Consider the following 17,923-nt stretch of genomic DNA (forward strand, 5'->3'; position numbering starts at 1 on the left):
GTACCGCCGAGTCGCGCAGTGCGGGGACGGGCACCGCACACGCACCGGAGCGCCAGCGGTACTTGAGCAGCGCCCCCGACCGAGGGCGCCGCCGGGCAAGGAGGGCCGCATGACCGTACGGCGAGTAATGGGCATCGAGACGGAATACGGGATCTCCGTCCCCGGTCACCCCAACGCCAATGCCATGCTCACCTCGTCCCAGATCGTCAACGCCTACGCGGCGGCGATGCACCGGGCGCGCCGCGCCCGCTGGGACTTCGAGGAGGAGAACCCGCTGCGGGACGCGCGAGGCTTTGATCTCGCCCGGGAGACGGCCGACTCCAGCCAGCTCACCGACGAGGACATCGGCCTGGCCAATGTCATCCTCACCAACGGTGCACGGCTCTACGTCGACCACGCACACCCGGAGTACAGCGCCCCCGAAGTCACCAACCCCCGGGACGCCGTCCTGTGGGACAAGGCCGGCGAGCGGATCATGGCGGAGGCCGCGGAGCGCGCGGCCCAGCTCCCCGGCGCCCAGCCGATCCACCTGTACAAGAACAACACCGACAACAAAGGCGCCTCGTACGGCACGCACGAGAACTACCTGATGAAGCGGGAAACCCCCTTCTCGGACATCGTGCGGCACCTGACACCGTTCTTCGTCTCCCGCCAGGTCGTCACCGGAGCGGGCCGCGTCGGCATCGGCCAGGACGGACACGAGCACGGCTTCCAGCTCAGCCAGCGCGCCGACTACTTCGAGGTCGAGGTCGGCCTCGAGACCACCCTCAAGCGCCCCATCATCAACACCCGCGACGAGCCGCACGCCGATGCCGAGAAGTACCGCCGGCTGCACGTGATCATCGGGGACGCGAACCTCTCCGAGATCTCGACCTATCTCAAGCTCGGCACGACCGCGCTCGTCCTGTCCATGATCGAGGACGGCTTCATCGCCGTCGACCTGGCCGTCGACCAGCCCGTACGCACCCTCCACCAGGTCTCCCACGACCCGACCCTCAAGCGCCTGATCACGCTCCGCAGTGGACGCACACTCACCGCGGTGCAACTCCAGATGGAGTACTTCGAGCTGTCCCGCAAGTACGTCGAGGAGCGTTTCGGGGCCGACGTCGACGAACAGACCAAGGACGTCCTGCTGCGCTGGGAGGACACGCTCAACCGCCTGGAGAACGACCCGATGAGCCTCTCCGGAGAGCTCGACTGGGTCGCCAAGCGGGAACTCATGGAGGGCTACCGGCGCCGCGACGACCTCGACTGGGACGCCGCCCGGCTGCACCTGGTCGACCTCCAGTACGCCGACGTACGCGCCGAGAAGGGCCTCTACAACCGGCTGGCGGCCCGCGGCAAGATGAAGCGCCTGCTGGACGAGAGAGAGGTCGAGCGGGCCCGCACGAAGCCGCCGGAGGACACCCGGGCGTACTTCCGTGGCCGCTGCCTGGAGCAGTACGCCGACGACGTGGCGGCGGCATCCTGGGACTCGGTGATCTTCGATCTGCCGGGCCGGGATTCGCTCCAGCGCGTTCCAACCCTGGAGCCGCTTCGCGGAACGCGTAATCACGTCAAGGAACTCCTGGACCGCTGCCGCACGGCAGAGGACCTGGTCAGGGTCCTTTCGGGCCATTGATTTCCCTCCCGGACGGCACCGGCCGGACGGGGTGGAACGACCGGCGTAAGGGAATCATCGAGATGGCCCCCGTACGTTGGAGAAACTGCGGGGCCGATGTCGGACCCTGCTTGTAGGGTCTGATCAAGAACGTCGAACCGAGCGGGGTGAGGGTTATGGCGACCAAGGACACCGGCGGCGGACAGCAGAAGGCGACGCGTTCCACCGAGGAGGTCGAGGAGCAGACGCAGGACGCACAGGCGACCGACGACCTCAAGGAACGCCAGGAAAAGCTGAGCGACGATGTCGACTCGGTTCTTGACGAAATCGACGATGTACTCGAGGAGAATGCCGAGGACTTCGTTCGAAGTTTCGTTCAGAAGGGTGGCGAGTAGCCTTCGAATCGTAGGTGACGGGGGCCTCGCGATTGGGAAACAGGGAAGGCGTGAAGTGCTGCTCGCGGTGCAAGCAATCCAGGCCGCGAGCAGCCTTCGCCAAGAACAAAGCGGCCCGTGACGGGCTGCAGGCCTACTGCCGAGAGTGTTGGGCGGAGTATCACCAAACTCGCCAGCTGGCCAAGGGCAGGAATGTCAGGCCCAGGGTGAAGGTGCCCGAAGGCCACAAGCACTGCCGAAGCTGTGGGGAAATCAAGCCGCACAGCGGCTGGCATCGCAATGCGACCGCCTCCGACGGGCTCGCGACGTGTTGCAAGGCATGTAAGGCGGCCAAGGGGCCGCGCCGGACACCTGAAGCGCAGCTACGGTCTCACCGAGGCTCAGCGGGACGACATGGTCGCCTCTCAAAAGGGGCTCTGCGTGATCTGCTTGAAAGCTCCTGCAGTTCATGTGGATCACTGCCACAAGACGGGTAGTGTCCGTGGCGTACTGTGCTTCAACTGCAATTCGGCCATCGGCAAGTTGGGAGACGATCCCGACGCTGTTCGTCGGGCTGCCGCCTACCTGGAGGGAAACGCGTGGAAGCCAACACTCGTAGCACCGGGCGTCTACCGGCTGCCTTCCTGACGCCCGGGTCGTCGTCCTTCATGGACTTCCTGTCCGAGCATCAGCCGGAGATGCTCCCGGGCAAGCGGCAACTGCCGCCCGTCCAGGGCGTCATCGAGGCCCCGCACGGCACGACGATCGTGGCCGTCACCTTCCCCGGCGGGGTCGTCCTCGCCGGCGACCGGCGGGCCACGATGGGGAACGTCATCGCGCAGCGCGACATCGAGAAGGTCTTCCCGGCCGACGAGTACTCGGCGGTGGGCATCGCCGGTACGGCGGGTCTGGCCGTCGAGATGGTGAAGCTGTTCCAGCTGGAGCTGGAGCACTTCGAGAAGGTGGAGGGCGCGCAGCTCTCCCTGGAGGGCAAGGCGAACCGCCTGTCCACGATGATCCGTTCCAATCTCGGCATGGCCATGCAGGGCCTTGCCGTGGTTCCCCTCTTCGCCGGGTTCGACGTGGACCGGAACAAGGGCCGCATCTTCTCGTACGACGTCACCGGCGGCCGCTCCGAGGAGCAGGGCTACGCGGCCACGGGCTCCGGCTCGGTCTTCGCGCGCAGCGCGATGAAGAAGCTCTACGCCAAGGATCTGACGGAGGACCAGGCCACGACGCTGGTCATCCAGGCCCTCTACGACGCGGCCGACGACGACTCGGCGACCGGTGGTCCCGATGTCGCGCGCCGGATCTACCCGATCGTCACCGTGATCACCGAGAGCGGCTTCCGCCGGCTCACCGACGAGGAATCCTCCGAGATCGCCCGCTCGATCCTGGAGCGGCGACTCGTGCAGCCCGACGGCCCGCGTGCCGCGCTGCTCTGAGACCGGCTTCTTCCTTCCAGGTGATCCAGTGACTTCGACAGAAAGGGACGGATAGCCGGTGTCGACTCCGTTCTATGTCTCACCCCAGCAGGCGATGGCCGACCGTGCGGAGTATGCCCGCAAGGGCATCGCCCGTGGCCGCAGCCTTGTCGTGCTGCAGTATGCCGACGGCATCGTGTTCGTCGGCGAGAACCCGTCCCGCGCGCTGCACAAGTTCAGCGAGATCTATGACCGGATCGGCTTCGCGGCCGCCGGTAAGTACAACGAGTACGAGAATCTGCGGATCGGCGGGGTGCGCTACGCCGACCTGCGTGGCTACACGTACGACCGTGCCGATGTGACGGCCCGTGGTCTCGCGAACGTGTACGCCCAGACGCTGGGCACGATCTTCTCGTCGGCGGCGGAGAAGCCGTACGAGGTGGAGCTGGTGGTCGCCGAGGTCGGGGAGACGCCCGAGGGTGACCAGATCTACCGGCTGCCGCACGACGGTTCGATCGTGGACGAGCACGGTTCGGTGGCCGTCGGTGGCAACGCCGAGCAGATCAGCACCTATCTGGACACCCAGCATCGGGACGGGATGTCGCTGGCGGAGGCGCTGAAGCTGGCCGTCCAGTCGTTGTCCCGGGAGCCGGGTGGTGGTGAGCGGGAGATTCCGGCGGAGCGGCTGGAGGTCGCGGTGCTGGACCGGTCGCGCCCGCAGCAGCGGAAGTTCAAGCGGATCGTCGGTCGTCAGCTGGCCCGGTTGCTGGAGGCCGGGGGAGCGGAGACCGCGGCGGAGGCCGAGGACGCCGAGGACGAGTGACGAGGAGCGGCGTCGGCGGGTGAGGTGGTGGTTCGGTCTCGCGTCCGTCGGTGCTCGTACGGAAGGGGTCGCCCCGGTGCATACCGGTGCGGCCCCTTCCGCGTGGGGCGTGTACCTGCGTGTCCCTGTGCGCGGGCACGGTGAGGGACCCGTGTCCGGTGGGCCGGGGCCGTCGAGTGTGGCGTCTACGGGCCTGGTGGGGCCGTGGAGCCTCGTACGACCAGTTCCACGGGGATGTCCTCCTGTGGGGGTGTGCGGCCGTCCAGGACGGCCAGGAGGGCTTTCATGCCCTGTTCGCCGAAGCGTTCCGCGTCCAGGCGGACCGTCGTGAGTTCCGGGTCGAGGGCGCGGGCCAGGGCGAGGTCGTCCAGGCCGGTGATGGAGATGTCGTCGGGGATGCGCAGGCAGAGGCGGCGGGCGGCCTTGTAGGCGCCCGCGGCGAGTTTGTCGTCGTCGCAGATCACGGCGGTGGGGCGGGGTCCCGGGGCGGAGAGGGCGGTCTGGGTCGCGGCCAGGGCGTCCTCGAAGGAGATGGGTGCCCGTGCGATGCGCAGGCTGGTTCCGGGGACCTCGCAGAGGCAGGAGGCCAGTTCCCGGCCGCGGACCTCGAAGGTCCAGGAGGCGATGTCGGCCGCGAGGTGCAGGAAGCGGCGGTGGCCCAGGTCCAGGAGGTGGCCGGTGACCTGGCGTACGCCGTCCCTGATGTCGAGGTTGACGGTGGCCGCGCCCTGGCTGCCGGCGGGGTCGCTGTCGAGCATGACCAGGGGGAGCTGGTCGCCGCGGATGGCGGTGAGGGCGTCGGCGGCCATGGAGGAGGCGATGACGCCGTCGAGGGCGGCCTGGGCGGAGCCGAAGGGGTCGCGGGCGGGTCCGATGCCTTCGGGGGAGGGGTACAGGACGAGGCCGAAGCCGTGTTCGGAGGCCACGCGGGCGGCGCCGGTGTAGACGCCGGCGAAGAATTCCGTGGTGAGGGCGGGGACCACGAGGAGGACGGTGCGGGTGCGGCCGAGGCGGAGGTTGCGGGCGGCCAGGTTGGGGCGGTAGCCGAGTTCCTGGGCGGCTTCCCGGACGCGCTCGGCGGTCGTCGCGGAGACCCGGCCGCGCCACTTGTCGCCCAGGACCAGGGAGACCGCCGCCTGGGAGACCCCGGCGGCCTGGGCGACGTCCCGGCTCGTGGGGCGCGTGCTACCTCTTGCCACCGTCGGCCTGCTCCTTCGTCTGGACTCCCGGACAGCGCACATGGTACGTATGGAGAAGGACGTTATACGTAACACGTAAGCGTCGCGCACTACGAGAAGGGCTCGACATGGCCGCGGGATACCTGGAGATCCTCAGGGCGAGGCACGCCGCCCGGCTGCTCGTCGGCACGCTCGTGGGGCGGCTGCCGAACGCGACCGCGGCCATCGCCGTCGTGCTGTTCGTCCGGGCCGAGGGCGGCACGTACAGCCTGGCGGGCGTGCTCGCCGCGGTGTACGGGGTGGCCAACGCGGTGGGGCAGCCGCTGCTGGGACGGCTGGTGGACCTGCGGGGGCAGCCGCGGGTGCAGCTGCCGGCGGCGCTCGTCTCGGCCCTGGGGATGGGTGTGTTCGCCTTCGTCGGGACGGACCGGACGGCGCTCGCCTGCGCCGCCATGGCCGTGGCCGGACTCTTCACGCCACCCCTGGAGGGCGGCCTGCGGGCGTTGTGGCCCTCCGTCCTGCGCGAGGAGGAGCAGGTCCACACCGCGTACGCGATGGACGCCGTGGCCCAGGAAGTCATGTTCACCGTCGGCCCGTTGCTGGTGACGCTGTGCGCCGCGCTCTGGTCCCCCCGTGCCGCTCTGCTGATCCTCGCCGTGATCGGGGTCCTGGGCGCCCTCTCGGTGGTTCTCTCGCCGCCCTCGCGCGCGTGGCGTTCGGCTCCGCGGGAGGCGCACTGGCTGGGGGCGCTGCGCTCCCCGGGACTGCTGGCCCTGCTGGCGGCCTTCCTGTTCGTCGGGATCGCGCTCGGCTCGATCACGGTCGCCGCGCTCTCGTACGCCGACGGGCACGGCGGGGACGCGGTGTACGGCTGGCTGATGGCGGGCATCGGGCTGGGCGCGCTGCTGGGCGGTCTGGTCTACGGAGCGCGTTCGTGGGGCGGGGCTCCGGAGCGGCGACTGCGGGTGCTCGTGGGCCTTCTGGCGGTGTGTTACCTCCCGCTGACGCTGGTGCCCGGGCCGGTGGCGATGACGGCTCTGGCCACGCTCGCCGGAGTGTTCCTCGCGCCCTGTATCGCCTGCGCCTTCGTGCTGGTGGACCGGCACGCGCCGGCGGGGACGGTCACCGAGGCCTTCTCCTGGCTCGTGACGACGTTCACGGTGGGCGCGTCGGTCGGAACGGGCCTCGCGGGGCCGGTCGTCGAGTGGGGCGGGGCGGCCCGGGGGTTCGCCGTTCCGGGGGTCGCGGGCGTCGCCGCGCTGGTGGTTCTGCTGGCCACGGGTCGGGTCCTCGCGGCCACCGGCTCGGGAGCGGTTGTCGCGGCCTCATCGGAAAATGATCCAAACCGTGCCGTCGAACCCCGTTTCAGCTCAGGGGATCGGGCGTAATGTTCAGTCATGGACCGCCGCATTTTCGGGCTGGAGAACGAGTACGGCGTCACGTGTACGTTCAGGGGACAGCGCCGCCTGTCTCCCGACGAGGTGGCGCGGTACCTCTTCCGCCGTGTCGTGTCATGGGGCCGCAGCAGCAATGTCTTTCTGCGGAACGGCGCCCGCCTCTATCTCGACGTGGGATCACATCCGGAATACGCGACACCCGAATGTGACAACGTGACGGAACTCGTCACCCACGACAAGGCCGGCGAGCGCATTCTCGAAGGACTCCTGGTGGACGCCGAAAGACGCCTGCACGAGGAAGGAATCGCGGGCGACGTCTATCTGTTCAAGAACAACACCGACTCTGCGGGCAACTCCTACGGGTGCCACGAGAACTATCTGGTGGCCCGGCACGGGGAGTTCTCCCGGCTCGCGGACATCCTCATTCCGTTCCTCGTCACGCGGCAGCTGCTGTGCGGCGCCGGCAAGGTGCTGCAGACGCCGCGCGGTGCCGTGTACTGCGTGAGTCAGCGGGCCGAGCACATCTGGGAGGGTGTCAGTTCCGCGACGACCCGCTCCCGGCCCATCATCAACACGCGTGACGAGCCGCACGCGGACGCCGAGCGTTACCGGCGGCTGCACGTCATCGTCGGCGACTCGAACATGTCCGAGACGACCATGCTCCTGAAGGTCGGTGCCACCGACCTCGTCCTGCGCATGATCGAGGCGGGCACCGTCATGCGCGACCTCACGCTGGAGAACCCGATCCGGGCGATCCGTGAGGTCAGTCACGACATCACCGGCCGGCGCAAGGTGCGTCTGGCCAGCGGCCGTGAGGCCTCCGCCCTCGAGGTGCAGCGCGAGTACTACGAGAAGGCCGTGGACTTCGTCGAGCGCCGCGGCATCCGTACCGGAACCGTCGACCAGGTGCTGGAACTGTGGGGCCGGGTGCTCGACTCGATCGAGGCCGAGGACCTCGACCGGATCGGCACCGAGATCGACTGGGTCATGAAGTACCAGCTCATCGAGCGGTACCGGGCCAAGCACAACATGACCATGTCAAACCCGCGGGTCGCGCAGATAGACCTCGCCTATCACGACATCCACCGTCGTCGTGGCCTCTACTACCTGTTGGAGAGGAAGGGGCAAGCCGCTCGGATCTGCAACGATTTGAAGATCTTCGAGGGCAAGTCGGTGCCGCCGCAGACGACTCGGGCGCGGCTGCGCGGCGACTTCATCCGGCGGGCGCAGGAGCAGCGCCGGGACTTCACGGTCGACTGGGTCCATCTGAAGCTGAACGACCAGGCACAACGCACGGTGTTGTGCAAGGACCCGTTCCGATCGGTGGACGACCGGGTGGAGAAGCTCATCGCCGGAATGTGAGCCGGGCGTTCCGCGAGTGAGGCGGAACGCAACGCGGGGCGCCGTACGTTTTCCGTACGGCGCCCTTCTCACGTCGTAGAGTTGCGCGCACGCCATCAACAAGATCGACCGATACGAGGCCCCCACCGTGCGCCGACGCTCACTCCTTCTCACCGTTCCCGCTGGACTGGTCACACTCGCCGGATGCGGTGACGACGGCAAGTCAGACACGGCCAAGTCCAGCAGCGCGTCGCCCTCGGCGTCCGCCGCGGCCTCCGCTCCGCCCCCGCCGAAGATCGTCGACGGGCCGCTGCCGGCGATCACCGCCGGTACGAAGTTCGGGGAGAAGCCGACCGTCGCCAAGGGCACCGGTGAGCCGTCGAAGGACCTCGCGGTCAGGACGGTCATCGCGGGCAACGGCACGACGGTCGCGGAGAACGACTACATCCAGGCCAACTACCTCGGCCAGATCTGGGCCACGGCGAAGGTCTTCGACAACTCCTACGACCGTAAGACGCCGCTGGTCATCCAGCTCGCGCAGGGCGGCATCATCGACGGCTGGCGTTACGGCCTGATCGGCAAGAAGGCCGGCAGCCGCGTCGAGATGGCCGTCCCGCCGACCTGGGGCTACGGCAAGCAGGGCAACGCGCAGGCGGGCATCAAGGGCACGGACACGATCGTGTTCGTCGTGGACATCGAGAACACGTTCAACTCCAAGAGCTCCGCCAAGGGGAAGGACGTCCCGCAGAACGACGCCGCGCTGCCGAAGGTCGGCACGAACACGGACGGCAAGGCCCCCAAGATCACGATCCCGGCGAAGACGGACGCTCCCACGAAGCTGGTGGCGAACTACGTGATCGAGGGTGACGGCGAGGAGGTCAAGGCCGACAGCAGCATCCTGGTGCAGTACGAGGGCGTGCTCTGGGACACCGGCAAGGAGTTCGACTCCACGTACTCGCGGGGTCAGCTGACGTCGTTCGGGCTGCAGCAGGTCGTCAAGGGCTGGGCGCAGGGGCTGACCGGCAAGAAGGTGGGCAGTCGCGTCCTCATCGTGATCCCGCCGAAGCTGGGCTACGGCGACAACCCGCCGAGCGGCAGCGGCATCAAGAAGGACTCCACGCTCGTCTTCTCGGTCGACATCCTGGCGAAGATGTGACCCGTCTTTGATGTAAGACTGTCCGCGTTGCCCATACGTACACAAGCAGGAGCAAAGACGTGAGCATCGAGAAGCCCGAGATCGATTTCCCCGAGGGCGAGCCGCCGGTCGACCTCGAGATCAAGGACGTATGGGAGGGTGACGGCCCCGAGGCCAAGTCGGGTCAGAACGTCACGGTGCACTACGTGGGTGTGGCGTTCAGCACGGGTGAGGAGTTCGACGCGAGCTGGAACCGTGGGGAGCCGTTCCGTTTCCCGCTCGGTGGCGGCCGTGTCATCAAGGGCTGGGACCAGGGCGTACAGGGCATGAAGGTCGGCGGTCGTCGCCGGCTGACCATCCCCGCGCACCTCGCCTACGGCAACCAGAGCCCGACCCCGGCGATCCAGCCGGGTGAGACCCTGATCTTCGTGGTCGACCTGCTCGGAGTCTGACCTTAAAGAGATCAGATCTGATCGTCGAGGGCCCATGCCTGTCCGGGCATGGGCCCTCGGCTTTTGCCGCGGCACGTCGGAGCGGTACGGTCATCGGTCGGAAGCACCATAGGAAGGGCGTCGATGGCCATTGCCAAGGCCGAGCGGCTGATGAACCTCGCACTGTGTCTGCTCGGGACGCGGCGGCCGCTCAGCAAGCGCGAACTCCGCGAGTCCATCGAGGCGTATCTGGAAGCAGGGTCGGACGACTCCTTCAACCGGATGTTCGAACGGGACAAGGACGACCTGCGCGAGCTGGGCCTGGTCATCGAGACGGTGGAGAACCTCGACGGCGAGGTCGGCTATCTCGCCCGCCGCGACAGCAACCGTCTGCCGCCCATCACCCTCGACGCAGAGGAGGCCGCCGCCCTCGGGCTGGCCGCGAAGGTCTGGCAGCAGGCCCGGCTGGCCGGTGCCGCGAGCGGGGCGCTCCAGAAGCTGCGGGCCGCGGGTCTGCCCGAGGACGTGGACCCCTACGAGGCGCACGGTGCCCTGGAGCCGCACATCCCCGTCCACGAAGCGGCCTTCGAACCCCTGATGCTGGCCTGCCGCGACCGCCGCCCGGTCGTCTTCGACTACCGCAAGGCCACGGCCGTGCGCCCTGAGACCCGGCACGTCGAGCCCTGGGCCCTGGAGTGCTGGCGCGGCCACTGGTACCTCGCGGGCTGGGACCGCGACCGCGCCGCCGAGCGCGTCTTCCGGCTCTCCCGGATCACCGGCAAGGTCCGCGCGCGTACGGGGAAGTACACCGTCGAGGTGCCCGATGTCGTCACCGTGCGGGAGACGGTGGCCGGCTGGGCGGGGGAGATCGCCGACCGTTCCGCGCTGATCCGGCTGCGCAGCGGCGCGGGCTACCCACTGCGGGCCAAGGCCGTCTCCGTACGGGAACTGGGCGAGGGATGGGACGAGTTGGAGATTCCGTACGGGCACGGCCTGGACGCCTGGCTCGTGGAGTTCGGGCCGGACGTGGTCGTCGTTGAGCCCGCCGAACTGCGGGCCGAAGTGGTCGACCGGCTGCGCGCCGTGGCCAAGGGCTGAGGGGAACGTCAAGAACGTGGCAGGAAAACCGGCCAGGCCCACGAACGCGCTCGACCAGACGCGGCGGATGCTCTCCCTGGTGACCTATCTGCGCGAGCGCCCCGGAGCGCGCATCGGCGATGTGGCCCGCGCCTTCGGGATCACCGAGGACGAGCTGATCTCCGACCTCGACGTGCTGCCGCTGTGCGGGACGAGCTTCCGGGGCGGCGATCTGCTCGACATCGACACCGACGGCGACCGGATCTGGTGGCACAACCCCGACGACGTCGCCGCGCCGCTGCGGATCGCCGCCGACGAGGCGACCGCGCTCCTGGTGGCCGCCCGCGCGGTGTCCACCCTGCCCGGGCTGCGCGAGGGCGACCGGCAGGCGCTGCTGCGGGCCACCGCGAAGGTGGAGGCCGCCTCGGGGGAGGCGGCGGGCGCCAGTTCCCGGCTGTCGGTGACGTTCGAGTCCGAGGGCGGTGTCTTCGCCGACGTGGACCGGGCGATCTCCGAGCGGCGCCGGCTGTGGATCCGCTACTACTCGCCCTCGCGGGACGAGCTGAGCGAGCGCGAGATCGATCCGATCCGCCTGGTCAGCGTCGGGCACACCTATGTCGAGGCGTGGTGCCGCCGCTCCGAGGCGCGCCGCACCTTCCGGCTCGACCGGGTCGCCGAGATCCGCATCCTGGACGAGCCGTCCGCACCGCCCGAGATCGAGCTGCGGGACCTCTCCGAGGGGCTGGTCCAGCCCGCGGCCGAGGATCCCGAGGTGGTCGTCGAGGTCGGGCCGGGCGGGCGCTGGGTCGCCGAGTACTACCCGCACGACAGCGCGGACGAGCTGCCGGACGGCGGGCTGCGCATCTCCCTGCGGACCCCCGATCCCACGTCGCTGCGGCGGCTGGCCCTGCGTCTCGGCGGTGACGGCCGGATCGTCTCGCCGCAGGACCTCGCGGACAGCGCCCGGAGCGCGGCCCGCGAGGCACTCGCCGCCTACGACGGGCTCGAAGGGGCTGAGGACGGACCGTACGAGGGGCGGGAGCAAGGGCTTTGAACAGGTCGTCGATGTCCGGGGTGCGGGGCGGGCCGGGTGGTCCGGAGAAGCCGGGTGCCGGGTGGGCGGGAACGCCGGGACGGACGGGAGCGCCCTCGGGGGCGCCCGAGGTGTCGGTCGTGACGGCCTTCGCGGGGATGCGCAGAGTCGTCGAGGTCCTGTTCAGGGCCGCCTGTCCCGACTGCCGGGCCGGCTTCGAGCTCAGGCCCGGAGCCCTGCGCCTGGCCATCGGCGCCAGCAGCAGGACCACGTTCTACTCCTTCACCTGCCCCGAATGCGGTTCCGCCGTCCGCAAGCCCGCGGGGGAGCGCATCGTCGAGCTCCTCACCGGGGGCGGGGTCCGCACCCTGCGGCTGCACTCCACCCTCTAGGGTCGACGTCATGTTCTGGCCGATGTTTGCGATCGCCGCGGGTTTCCTGGGAATCACCGTTCTCGGAGTGCTCGCCGTCCGTGTCTTCCTGGAAGCGGAGCGTCTGGGCAGTCAGGTGGCCGACTCCGCGCGCCGTATCAACAGAGCCGCCGAGGACCTGGAGCGGGCCGCCGTCGGAGCCGCCCGCTCTATGGACGCGGTATGAGTCGTTCCATGGATACGCAATGAGCCGCTTCGGCCTGTCAACTTCTCATCGAGGACAGGTACGCTCAAGGTCGCGGCCCGGATAACGAGGCGCGAGCCGCGACCTGGGAGTACGCACAGGGATTGCTCCGCGTTCACCCCTGAGCGCTACGATCGCTGGCGACACGACGATCGGACAGGTGTCCGACCGATCGGACAGCACCCCACGACCATGCAGCCTCGGTGAGAAGGTAAAGACTTATGTTCGGAAGGCTCGGAGCTCCCGAGATCATTCTCATCCTCGTCGTCATCATCCTGCTGTTCGGCGCGAAGAAGCTTCCGGACATGGCGCGCTCCCTCGGCAAGTCCGCCCGGATCCTCAAGAGCGAGGCGAAGGCGATGAAGGACGAGGGCAGCAACCCGGCTCCGGCCGGCCCGCCCAGCACCGACGAGCAGCCCCCGGCGCAGCGCACCATCCAGGCGGCCCCCGGCGACGTGACCAGCTCCCGCCCGGTCAACGAGCCGACGGACACGACCCAGCGCTGACGCAGGGCCGGTGACGTCCGGCCCGCCGCATGAGATGAGGATGTGGGTTGCTCAAGTCTGCCCGCGACACGGAGAAGGACCCCGAGGGTCGGATGCCCCTCGTGGATCACCTTCGCGAGCTCCGCAACCGGCTCGTGAAGAGCTTGCTGGCGATCGTCATCGGGATGATCGTCTCGGCCTTCTTCTACAAGAACATCATGGAGTTCTTCACGAACCCCATCCTTGACGCCGTGGGGTGCGAGTACAGCTTCTCCGATCTGGCGAAGAGCACCGACACCGTGCAGTGCGCCCGCATCGTGCAGAACGGTCTGCTCAGTCCGTTCACGCTGGCACTGACGGTGTCGATGTCGGCCGGTGTCGTGCTGGCGGCCCCGGTGTGGCTCTACCAGCTCTGGGCTTTCGTCGCGCCCGGTCTGCACCGTGACGAGAAGAAGTACGCGCTCGGCTTCGTCGCCGCGGGCGTCCCCCTCTTCGTCGCCGGCGCCTACTTCGCGTACTGGACGCTGCCCAAGATGGCGTCGGTCATGCTGGAGTTCTCGATCATCGGCAGCGACAACCAGCTTCCGCTCGACGACCTGTTGCAGCTCATCATGCGGATGATCCTCGTCTTCGGGATCTCCTTCGAGCTTCCGCTGCTGCTGGTCATGCTGAACTTCGGCGGTGTCCTCTCGGGGAAGCGGATGGCGGGCTGGTGGCGCGCGATGGTCATCGGCATCACGCTCTTCGCGGCGATCGCCACGCCCAGCACCGACCCCGTCTCCATGCTGGCTCTGGCGGGGCCGATCTGGATCCTGTACTTCGTCGCCACGGGCGTGTCCCTGATGAACGACCGGCGTCGTGCCCGCCGCGCGGCGGAGGGCCCCGCCGACGACGAGGCCTCCGACCTCGACCTCACCCCCGAGGACATCGGCGAGGCCGAGTCCGTGACGGCCGGCCGGACCCTTCCGGAGCAGGCGAACTCGGAGCGGGTCAACGGTTATGACGACGTGACCTGACGAGGCCCGGAACCTCGTAGGGTCGGGCGATGACCAGCGAGATCACCCTCTTCGTCAACCCCACCGCGGGCCGCGGCCGGGGCGCCCGCGCGGCGCAGCCGGCCGCTTCCGCGTTGCGGGCCGCGGGATTCTCCGTGCGGACCGTCCTCGGCGAGGACGCGGCGGACGGCCTCACGCGGGCGCGGGAGGCCGTCGAGGCCGGCACCGGCGCCCTCGTCGCGGTCGGCGGCGACGGCATGGCGAACCTCGCCCTGCAGGCCGTCGCCGGCACCCGCACCCCGCTCGGCCTGGTCGCCGTCGGAACCGGCAACGACTTCGCGCGGGCCCTGGGGGTGCCCGTACGCGACCCGGCGGCCGCCGGGCGGCTGATCGCCGAGGCACTCAAGGGCGACCGGGTGCAGGACGTCGACCTGGGCCGGGTGAACGGCAGCTGGTTCGGCACCGTCCTCGCCTCCGGTTTCGACTCCCGGGTCAACGACCGCGGCAACCGGATGCGGCTGCCCGTCGGCCGCTTCAGGTACGACCTCGCCATGCTCGCCGAACTGGCGGCGTTCCGGCCCGTCCCGTACCGCCTCACGCTGGACGACGGCGCGACCCGCGAGATCGACGCGACGCTCGTGGCCGTCGGCAACGGATCGTCGTACGGCGGCGGCATGCGGATCTGCCCCGGCGCCGACCTCGGTGACGGACTGTTCGACATCACGGTGGTCGGCGACTGCAGCCGTACGACGCTGCTCAAGGTGTTCCCCAAGGTGTACCGGGGTACCCACGTCGACCATCCCGTGGTGAGCACCTACCGGGCGTCCCGTGTCGAGCTCGTCGCGGAGGGCGTCACCGGATACGCGGACGGTGAGCCGCTCGGGCCGCTGCCGCTGACCGCGGAGTGCATACCGGCCGCGGTGCGCGTCGCACTTCCCTGAGCTGCGGTGATCCAAGGTTTCACGGGGTCCGATCCGGATAATGATCGTCCTCATGTCAGTGGCTCCCGGTAGTCTCGAAAGCACGATGACAGAGGACCTCTCACCGGCCGAGCGGTACGCGGCAGCACGCAGGCGCGCTGCCGAGCAGGCCACCGCGCTCGCCCCCTTCCGCGAGATGTACGACTTCGGCCTCGACCCCTTCCAGATCGAGGCCTGCAAGGCGCTCGAAGCGGGCAAGGGCGTCCTGGTGGCCGCGCCCACCGGCTCGGGCAAGACGATCGTCGGCGAGTTCGCCGTCCACCTCGCCCTCCAGCAGGGCAAGAAGTGCTTCTACACCACGCCGATCAAGGCGCTGTCCAACCAGAAGTACGCCGACCTGTGCCGCCGCTACGGCGCGGACAAGGTCGGCCTGCTCACCGGCGACAACAGCGTCAACTCCGAGGCGCCGGTGGTCGTCATGACCACCGAGGTCCTGCGCAACATGCTGTACGCGGGCTCGCAGACGCTCCTCGGACTCGGCTACGTGGTGATGGACGAGGTGCACTACCTCTCCGACCGCTTCCGCGGCGCCGTCTGGGAGGAAGTGATCATCCACCTCCCCGAGTCGGTGACCCTGGTGTCACTGTCGGCGACGGTGTCGAACGCGGAGGAGTTCGGCGACTGGCTGGACACCGTGCGCGGCGACACCCAGGTGATCGTCTCCGAGCACCGACCCGTCCCGCTGTTCCAGCACGTGCTGGCCGGACGGCGGATGTACGACCTGTTCGAGGAGGGCGAGGGCCAGCGGAAGGCCGTCAACCCCGACCTCACCCGCATGGCGCGGATGGAGGCCAGCCGGCCCTCGTACCAGGACCGCAGACGGGGCCGCGCGATGCGGGAGGCCGACCGGGAGCGTGAGCGCAGGCAGCGGTCGCGCATCTGGACACCGGGCCGTCCCGAGGTCATCGAGCGGCTCGACGCCGAAGGACTGCTGCCCGCCATCACGTTCATCTTCAGCCGCGCGGCCTGCGAGGCCGCCGTGCAGCAGTGCCTGCACGCCGGACTGAGGCTGAACGACGACGCGGCCCGCGCGCGGGTCCGTGAACTCGTCGAGGAGCGCACCGCCTCCATCCCGGACGAGGACCTGCACGTCCTCGGCTACTTCGAGTTCCTGGAGGGCCTGGAGCGCGGCATCGCGGCCCACCACGCGGGCATGCTGCCCACCTTCAAGGAGGTCGTCGAGGAGCTCTTCGTCCGCGGCCTCGTCAAGGCCGTGTTCGCGACGGAGACCCTGGCGCTGGGCATCAACATGCCCGCGCGCTCGGTGGTGTTGGAGAAGCTCGTCAAGTGGAACGGCGAGCAGCACGCCGACATCACCCCCGGCGAGTACACCCAGCTGACCGGCCGGGCCGGCCGCCGCGGCATCGACATCGAGGGCCACGCGGTCGTGCTGTGGCAGCGCGGCTTCAGTCCCGAGCACCTGGCGGGACTCGCGGGCACCCGCACCTATCCGCTGCGCTCCAGCTTCAAGCCGTCGTACAACATGGCGGTGAACCTGGTCGAGCAGTTCGGGCGGCACCGTTCGCGCGAGCTCCTGGAGACGTCCTTCGCGCAGTTCCAGGCCGACAAGTCGGTCGTCGGGATCTCCCGGCAGGTGCAGCGCAACGAGGAAGGCCTCGAGGGCTACAAGGAGTCCATGACCTGCCACCTCGGGGACTTCGACGCGTACATGGGGCTGCGTCGTGAACTCAAGGACCGGGAGACCGAGCTGGCCCGCCAGGGGGTGTCGCAGCGCCGGGCCGAAGCGGCCGTCGCCCTGGAGAAGCTGAAGCCGGGTGACGTGATCCACGTGCCGACCGGCAAGTACGCCGGACTCGCCCTGGTGCTCGATCCCGGGCTGCCCGCCGGCCGGTCCAACGGCCACCGCGGGTTCGAGCAGCACGACGGTCCGCGCCCGCTGGTGCTCACCGCCGAACGCCAGGTGAAGCGGCTGGCGTCGATGGACTTCCCGGTGCCGGTCGAGGCCCTCGACCGGATGCGGATCCCCAAGTCGTTCAACGCTCGCTCGCCGCAGTCCCGGCGGGATCTGGCGTCCGCCCTGCGGACCAAGGCCGGGCACATCGTCCCGGACCGGCACCGAAAGAAGCGCGCGGAGGCGGCCGACGACCGTGAGATCGCGCGGATGCGCACGGCGATCCGCGCGCACCCCTGCCACGGGTGCAGCGACCGTGAGGACCACGCCCGTTGGGCCGAGCGCTACCACCGTCTGCAGCGGGACACCACGCAGCTGGAGCGCCGCATCGAGGGGCGGACGAACACCATCGCCCGCACCTTCGACCGGATCGTCGCCCTGCTCACCGAGCTGGACTACCTGCGCGGCAACGAGGTCACCGAGCACGGCAAGCGGCTCGCCCGGCTGTACGGCGAACTCGACCTGCTGGCCAGCGAATGTCTGCGGGCCGGTGTCTGGGACGGGCTCAGCCCCGCCGAACTGGCCGCCTGCGTATCGGCGTTGGTCTACGAGTCCCGGGTCGCCGACGACGCGATGGCGCCGAAGGTGCCCTCCGGCAAGGCCAAGGCCGCGCTCGGCGAGATGGTGAGCATCTGGGGCCGTCTCGACGCCCTGGAGGAGGACTTCGGGATCAGCCAGACCGAGGGGGTCGGCCAGCGGGAGCCGGACCTCGGTTTCGCCTGGGCCGCCCACGAGTGGGCGTCCGGCAAGGGCCTCGACGAGGTGCTGCGTGAGGCCGAGATGCCCGCCGGCGACTTCGTGCGCTGGTGCAAGCAGGTCATCGACGTCCTCGGTCAGATCGCGGCAGCCGCGCCCGTCTCGGGCGGCGAGAAGTCGACGGTCGCGAAGAACGCGCGCAAGGCGGTCGACGCCCTGCTGCGCGGGGTGGTGGCCTACTCGTCGGTGGGCTGAGCCCGCGCGCTCGGCAGGCCCGGTGGTTCGGCCGGTGGTGCTCCGCTTCCCGTCGGGGAGGCGGGGCACCACCGGCTTTCGCGTCTCCTGCCCTGGCGTCGAGAACACCGGTGCCCGTGTTTCCTGCCGGGGCGGTGGACACCGCCGACGTCCGAGTCCTCCCGCGCGGGAG

The 17,923-nt window shown here is 69.4% G+C and carries 17 protein-coding genes and 1 pseudogene; 17 read left to right on the forward strand and 1 reads right to left on the reverse strand.

Going from position 1 to position 17,923, the window contains the following annotated elements; all coding sequences use genetic code 11:
* The first annotated feature begins 109 nt into the window (after positions 1-109).
* The 5 genes and pseudogenes from dop (at position 110) to prcA (ending at position 4,221) form a co-directional block, all read left to right on the forward strand.
* The gene (gene dop / locus ACFYW7_RS20125) at positions 110-1,621 is read left to right on the forward strand and encodes a depupylase/deamidase Dop (protein WP_389504078.1); all 1,512 of its coding nucleotides are present in this window, start codon (positions 110-112) and stop codon (positions 1,619-1,621) included.
* A 155-nt stretch (positions 1,622-1,776) separates the two neighbouring features.
* Entirely contained in the window at positions 1,777-1,995 is a 219-nt protein-coding gene (locus tag ACFYW7_RS20130) for a ubiquitin-like protein Pup (protein ID WP_093831806.1), read from the forward strand.
* A gap of 50 nt (positions 1,996-2,045) precedes the next feature.
* A pseudogene (locus ACFYW7_RS20135) lies at positions 2,046-2,622 on the forward strand (endonuclease VII domain-containing protein).
* On the forward strand, positions 2,574-3,419 hold the full coding sequence (gene prcB / locus ACFYW7_RS20140; protein ID WP_389504081.1) for a proteasome subunit beta: 846 nt from the start codon (positions 2,574-2,576) through the stop codon (positions 3,417-3,419). The pseudogene ACFYW7_RS20135 and the gene prcB overlap by 49 nt, the downstream one beginning before the upstream one ends.
* Positions 3,420-3,477: 58 nt before the next feature.
* The gene (gene prcA, locus ACFYW7_RS20145; RefSeq protein ID WP_389504083.1) at positions 3,478-4,221 is read left to right on the forward strand and encodes a proteasome subunit alpha; all 744 of its coding nucleotides are present in this window, start codon (positions 3,478-3,480) and stop codon (positions 4,219-4,221) included.
* A 185-nt stretch (positions 4,222-4,406) separates the two neighbouring features.
* Here the strand turns inward: prcA and ACFYW7_RS20150 are convergent, their stop codons facing one another.
* Complete coding sequence (locus ACFYW7_RS20150; protein WP_389504085.1) at positions 4,407-5,420, reverse strand: LacI family DNA-binding transcriptional regulator; 1,014 nt, start codon at positions 5,418-5,420, stop codon at positions 4,407-4,409.
* A 107-nt stretch (positions 5,421-5,527) separates the two neighbouring features.
* Here ACFYW7_RS20150 and ACFYW7_RS20155 point away from each other — a divergent pair, with 107 nt between their 5' ends.
* From ACFYW7_RS20155 to ACFYW7_RS20210, 12 genes are all read left to right on the forward strand, one after another.
* Positions 5,528-6,787, forward strand: coding sequence for an MFS transporter (locus ACFYW7_RS20155; RefSeq protein WP_389504087.1), 1,260 nt, complete (start codon positions 5,528-5,530; stop codon positions 6,785-6,787).
* 9 nt (positions 6,788-6,796) lie between these two features.
* Positions 6,797-8,158: a Pup--protein ligase gene (gene pafA, locus ACFYW7_RS20160; RefSeq protein ID WP_389504089.1), complete on the forward strand. Its 1,362-nt coding sequence runs from the start codon at positions 6,797-6,799 to the stop codon at positions 8,156-8,158.
* 127 nt (positions 8,159-8,285) lie between these two features.
* Positions 8,286-9,293, forward strand: a complete 1,008-nt coding sequence (locus ACFYW7_RS20165) for an FKBP-type peptidyl-prolyl cis-trans isomerase (RefSeq protein WP_389504092.1) — start codon at positions 8,286-8,288, stop codon at positions 9,291-9,293.
* A gap of 59 nt (positions 9,294-9,352) precedes the next feature.
* Positions 9,353-9,724 carry an FKBP-type peptidyl-prolyl cis-trans isomerase gene (locus ACFYW7_RS20170; protein ID WP_389504096.1) on the forward strand — a complete coding sequence of 124 codons (372 nt, stop codon included), beginning with the start codon at positions 9,353-9,355 and terminating at the stop codon, positions 9,722-9,724.
* A gap of 123 nt (positions 9,725-9,847) precedes the next feature.
* Positions 9,848-10,801 (forward strand): helix-turn-helix transcriptional regulator, encoded by a 954-nt coding sequence (locus ACFYW7_RS20175; protein ID WP_389504099.1) that lies wholly within the window; start codon positions 9,848-9,850, stop codon positions 10,799-10,801.
* 16 nt (positions 10,802-10,817) lie between these two features.
* A complete protein-coding gene (locus ACFYW7_RS20180) occupies positions 10,818-11,834 on the forward strand; it encodes a helix-turn-helix transcriptional regulator (protein ID WP_389504102.1) in 1,017 nt (338 codons plus the stop codon).
* 137 nt (positions 11,835-11,971) lie between these two features.
* Positions 11,972-12,205 carry a hypothetical protein gene (locus ACFYW7_RS20185; RefSeq protein WP_389504639.1) on the forward strand — a complete coding sequence of 78 codons (234 nt, stop codon included), beginning with the start codon at positions 11,972-11,974 and terminating at the stop codon, positions 12,203-12,205.
* Between the two features lie 10 nt (positions 12,206-12,215).
* A complete protein-coding gene (locus ACFYW7_RS20190; protein WP_389504104.1) occupies positions 12,216-12,410 on the forward strand; it encodes a hypothetical protein in 195 nt (64 codons plus the stop codon).
* A gap of 239 nt (positions 12,411-12,649) precedes the next feature.
* Positions 12,650-12,934: a Sec-independent protein translocase subunit TatA gene (gene tatA, locus ACFYW7_RS20195; protein WP_389504106.1), complete on the forward strand. Its 285-nt coding sequence runs from the start codon at positions 12,650-12,652 to the stop codon at positions 12,932-12,934.
* A gap of 47 nt (positions 12,935-12,981) precedes the next feature.
* A complete protein-coding gene (gene tatC / locus ACFYW7_RS20200) occupies positions 12,982-13,929 on the forward strand; it encodes a twin-arginine translocase subunit TatC (RefSeq protein WP_389504108.1) in 948 nt (315 codons plus the stop codon).
* A 29-nt stretch (positions 13,930-13,958) separates the two neighbouring features.
* Positions 13,959-14,849, forward strand: a complete 891-nt coding sequence (locus ACFYW7_RS20205) for a diacylglycerol kinase (RefSeq protein WP_389504110.1) — start codon at positions 13,959-13,961, stop codon at positions 14,847-14,849.
* Positions 14,850-14,889: 40 nt separating this feature from the next.
* Complete coding sequence (locus tag ACFYW7_RS20210; RefSeq protein ID WP_389504112.1) at positions 14,890-17,751, forward strand: DEAD/DEAH box helicase; 2,862 nt, start codon at positions 14,890-14,892, stop codon at positions 17,749-17,751.
* The last annotated feature ends 172 nt before the right edge of the window (positions 17,752-17,923 follow it).

The sequence above is a fragment of the Streptomyces sp. NPDC002580 genome (assembly GCF_042889485.1).
GTDB lineage: Bacteria > Actinomycetota > Actinomycetes > Streptomycetales > Streptomycetaceae > Streptomyces.

Excerpts from the sequence above, each read along its gene's own strand:
- pafA (WP_389504089.1), top strand. The coding sequence starts at position 6,797 with ATGGACCGCCGCATTTTCGGGCTGGAGAACGAGTACGGCGTCACGTGT.
- ACFYW7_RS20185 (WP_389504639.1), top strand. The coding sequence starts at position 11,972 with ATGCGCAGAGTCGTCGAGGTCCTGTTCAGGGCCGCCTGTCCCGACTGC.
- ACFYW7_RS20205 (WP_389504110.1), top strand. The coding sequence starts at position 13,959 with ATGACCAGCGAGATCACCCTCTTCGTCAACCCCACCGCGGGCCGCGGC.
- ACFYW7_RS20190 (WP_389504104.1), top strand. The coding sequence starts at position 12,216 with ATGTTCTGGCCGATGTTTGCGATCGCCGCGGGTTTCCTGGGAATCACC.
- dop (WP_389504078.1), top strand. The coding sequence starts at position 110 with ATGACCGTACGGCGAGTAATGGGCATCGAGACGGAATACGGGATCTCC.
- ACFYW7_RS20175 (WP_389504099.1), top strand. The coding sequence starts at position 9,848 with ATGGCCATTGCCAAGGCCGAGCGGCTGATGAACCTCGCACTGTGTCTG.
- ACFYW7_RS20210 (WP_389504112.1), top strand. The coding sequence starts at position 14,890 with ATGATCGTCCTCATGTCAGTGGCTCCCGGTAGTCTCGAAAGCACGATG.
- ACFYW7_RS20130 (WP_093831806.1), top strand. The coding sequence starts at position 1,777 with ATGGCGACCAAGGACACCGGCGGCGGACAGCAGAAGGCGACGCGTTCC.
- tatA (WP_389504106.1), top strand. The coding sequence starts at position 12,650 with ATGTTCGGAAGGCTCGGAGCTCCCGAGATCATTCTCATCCTCGTCGTC.
- ACFYW7_RS20155 (WP_389504087.1), top strand. The coding sequence starts at position 5,528 with ATGGCCGCGGGATACCTGGAGATCCTCAGGGCGAGGCACGCCGCCCGG.